Below are 3229 nucleotides of genomic sequence, written 5' to 3'. Positions count from 1 at the left end.
TTCGGCCTCGGCGGCTGCGAGCGCCTCGCGCGCTTTGGCCGCGAGCGCCGCCGCTTCCAGCTGCGCGGAGGCTGCCGCTTCAAGGGATGCCTGCGAGGCGTCTCCCAGCCCTTGCTGCTCGGCAGCCGTTTCGGCCAGCGCTCCTTCGGACGCTTTAACGCGGTGGCTGAGGCGGGATGTCAGCCCGTCTCCAAACCGCTCCAGCGAGAACAGCCGCTGCAGCATTTGGCGCCGCTCCTTGCCGGTGAGCGACAGAAATTCCGCGAACTTGCCCTGCGGAAGTACGACCGCGCGCGTGAAATCCTGCATCGTCAGGCCGATCCGCTCCTCGACGCAGCGGTTCACATCGGCGAGCTTGTCGGCCAGCACTGCCTCGCCCTGCGGCGTCATCTCGATGAACCGGCATACGCCGCTCGACACGGAGACGTCGCCGCCGCGTTTGAATTGGCGCTCGACCCGGAACCGGTTCGCTTCGCCGGGACCTGACAGCTCGAACGTAAACGCGACGGACAGCATTTTCTCCGACTGATTCATAATGCCCTGAGTCCCGTTCGCCGCCCGTTCGACCTTGCCGTACAACGCCAGCGTAACGGCGTCGAGAATGCTCGACTTGCCGCTGCCCGTCGGACCGAAAATCCCGAACACGCCCGCTTCGCACAAGGCGTCGAAATCAACCGTTTGCAATTCCCTGTAGCTTTGCAGCCCGCTTAAGCTAAGCCGGATCGGCTTCATGCCGTCGCCTCCCCGTTATCGGCTTCCGCACCGTGTGAGCGGCTTTCGTTATCATCGTCCCGGACGGCGCCGGCAGACGGTTCCTCATGCTCCGCGATCAGTTCCATAAACAAAGCGACCGTTTCCGCATCCGGTTCCGCGCCGCCGGTCTGACGGGTGTAGAAGCGCCGGAAAAGCTCCTCTACCGGCAAACGCTCCCGCACAGACGCTTCGCTCTCCGCACACCCTTCCATATCGGGGTAGATCGGCCTGATATGGAGCAATCCGTCGTGGAGCTTGCGAAGCTGCTGGATTTGCTCAGTCGTAATCAGATCGGTCATGGCAATCTCCAGGTCAATCCATGCCCGGGCATCGCGTCCTTCGTCCAGCCAGCCGAATACTTCAGCCATGCCGTTCTTCGCTTTCCATCGGACGACAGGGCGGCCGCTTCTCAACAGTATCTCACGGGGCGATACCGCCATGCCGGGCTCCGCGTCAAAAACGACAACCGATTTGGCTTGTCCCGATTCCGAAAAGCTGTAGGCCAGCGGGGATCCGCTGTAACGCACCGTTTCGTCGCCGTGCACCCGCTGCGGACGGTGAAGATGGCCGAGCGCCGTATATTGCGCCCCGATCTGCAGGGCGGCCGGATTGATCGTATACGCGCCGCCGACCTGAATCGGCCGCTCCGAATCGGTTTCAACGCCGCCCAGCACATAAATATGGCTCATCGCCAGGTTCACCGTATCGTTGCGGAAATGCTCGGCCATGGCGCGCATAAGCCGGCCCACCCGTTCCGAATAAGCGCTGCGCAGCTTCGCTTCGTCAGCATCGTCGCTCAACAGCTCCCGCAGCCTCGATTCAGACGGGTACGGAAGCGCCGCGATCATGGCCTTCTCGCCGGTGCGCGCAATACCGATATCTAAAGGCGCGGCCATCGGAAGGCCTGCCAGCCGGATGCCGCTGCGCTCGGCGAGCGGCGATGCGGCCGCGATTCGCTCAGGCTGATCGTGATTGCCGGCGATCACGGCCACCGTCCGCCTGCCCCCGTCAGCCAGACGCGACAAAGCCTCATAGAACAGCTGTTCCGCAGAAGCGGGCGGATTAACGGAATCATAGACGTCGCCCGCCAAGAGCACCAGATCGATCGCTTCCCGTTCCACCACCTCCACCAACTCGTCCACGAACGCAGCCTGCTCTTCCAGCCTGCTGCGCCCCTCGAGCGTCCGGCCGAAGTGCCAGTCTGCCGTATGAAGAATACGCATGGGCGTCCTCCCTTGATCCTATATGTAATCGCCCGGCCGGCAAACCGGCCGAGCCCAATCCGTCATTGCAATCGCACCGATTGCCCGCCATCGAAGAAAAATACATGACATTCCGTCACGGGCTTCCCCAGTATGCGGCCGACCGCCTCGGCGTAAAGCTCCAGTTGGAACCGGTGGCGCTCCGCCGCCCGCTCCCAATCCTTCCCATCAATCCGATCCGTCTTGTAATCAAGCAGCACCAGCCCCCGTTCATCCTCGAACAGGCAATCGACGACGCCTTGGATCAGCACCGATTCCCCTGCCACGGACGGGTCTGCCGCCGCCGTCCGATGCACACGCCCGGCGGGCACGGTGCAGCTGAAGGGCAGCTCGCGCTTGACCCATTGCGCGGCAGCCAGCCGACTGCCGAGCTCTCCGGCAAAAAACGATGCGACCGAAGCGGCGTCAACCGCCTCGGACTGCGCCCGCGTCAGTAGCAGACGGCTGACCATCCCTTCCACGAAAACGCGAATCGACTCCTCGTCCTTCGGACCGTCCAGCGGAATCGACTGCATAACAAGATGGCTGACCGTGCCTTTCTCGGCTGCCGTCAGCGCCTTCTCTTCCATAAAACGCGGCCGGCGCAGCCTATAGGTGTAGGAGTCGCCCGCTGGTCCTGCCGGTCCGGTTGGCGCGGTTCGTCCGGCTGAGACAGGCGGGGAGCGGACCAAAGACGTCCATTCCGTCGCCGCCTCTTCATAGCGCTCCGCATCGGCTTCATGCTGCTCCTCCGCAATGAGCCGCTTCATCTCGGTCACCGACGTCTTCGCTGCGACGACGGTCGCCGCCTGCAGCGGATAACGCCAGGACAGCCGCTCCTCGATCGTTCCGGCTGCCGGCGTGCCGGGCAGCGGGGCCGCCGCCTCGATCGCCGCCAGCCGCTCGTGAAGCGCGGCTTCGGCCGCCTGGTCCGGCTGGGAAGCTGCCGCCGATTCGACGCCGAGCAACGCCGCCGGCGCCACGCCAAAGCGCCAGCCTCTTGATTCCGCCTGCTCACGCAAGCTCTCCGACGTCTCCTGCCCTTGGTCGATCGACGATTGCATCGGCTCGCCCTGTTTCACGACCAGCGGCATAATCCAATCGAGAAACCTGCGGGCGGATGCCGCCTGATGATCGGGCAGCCGTCCCGCCGCCGCGGCCGCTTCCGCAATGCCGCTCCAACGGTCTACGGCTTTGCCCGCGTCGGCAACAGTGCCAAGCAGGAACATTTTCTC

The 3229-nt window shown here is 64.0% G+C and carries 3 protein-coding genes; all 3 read right to left on the bottom strand.

Annotated features, from left to right (window positions below):
- The coding region (locus tag BG52_RS01080; protein WP_036666633.1) for an AAA family ATPase at window positions 1-732 on the bottom strand (732 nt) is incomplete at its 3' end.
- Entirely contained in the window at window positions 729-1976 is a 1248-nt protein-coding gene (locus BG52_RS01075) for an exonuclease SbcCD subunit D (RefSeq protein WP_051587564.1), read from the bottom strand. The genes BG52_RS01075 and BG52_RS01080, both read right to left, overlap by 4 nt.
- A 62-nt stretch (window positions 1977-2038) precedes the next feature.
- Window positions 2039-3229 (bottom strand): PD-(D/E)XK nuclease family protein (locus tag BG52_RS14695; protein ID WP_190287428.1); only part of this gene is annotated, 1191 nt, incomplete at its 5' end.

The sequence above is a fragment of the Paenibacillus darwinianus genome (assembly GCF_000598065.1).
GTDB lineage: Bacteria > Bacillota > Bacilli > Paenibacillales > Paenibacillaceae > Paenibacillus_I > Paenibacillus_I darwinianus.
The sequence above is the reverse complement of the archived record's forward strand: the minus strand, read 5'-3'. Positions and strand labels throughout refer to the sequence as shown.

What these genes read in the sequence shown, in the direction of transcription:
- BG52_RS01075 (WP_051587564.1), bottom strand. Translation starts at nt 1,976, where the DNA reads ATGCGTATTCTTCATACGGCAGACTGGCACTTCGGCCGGACGCTCGAG.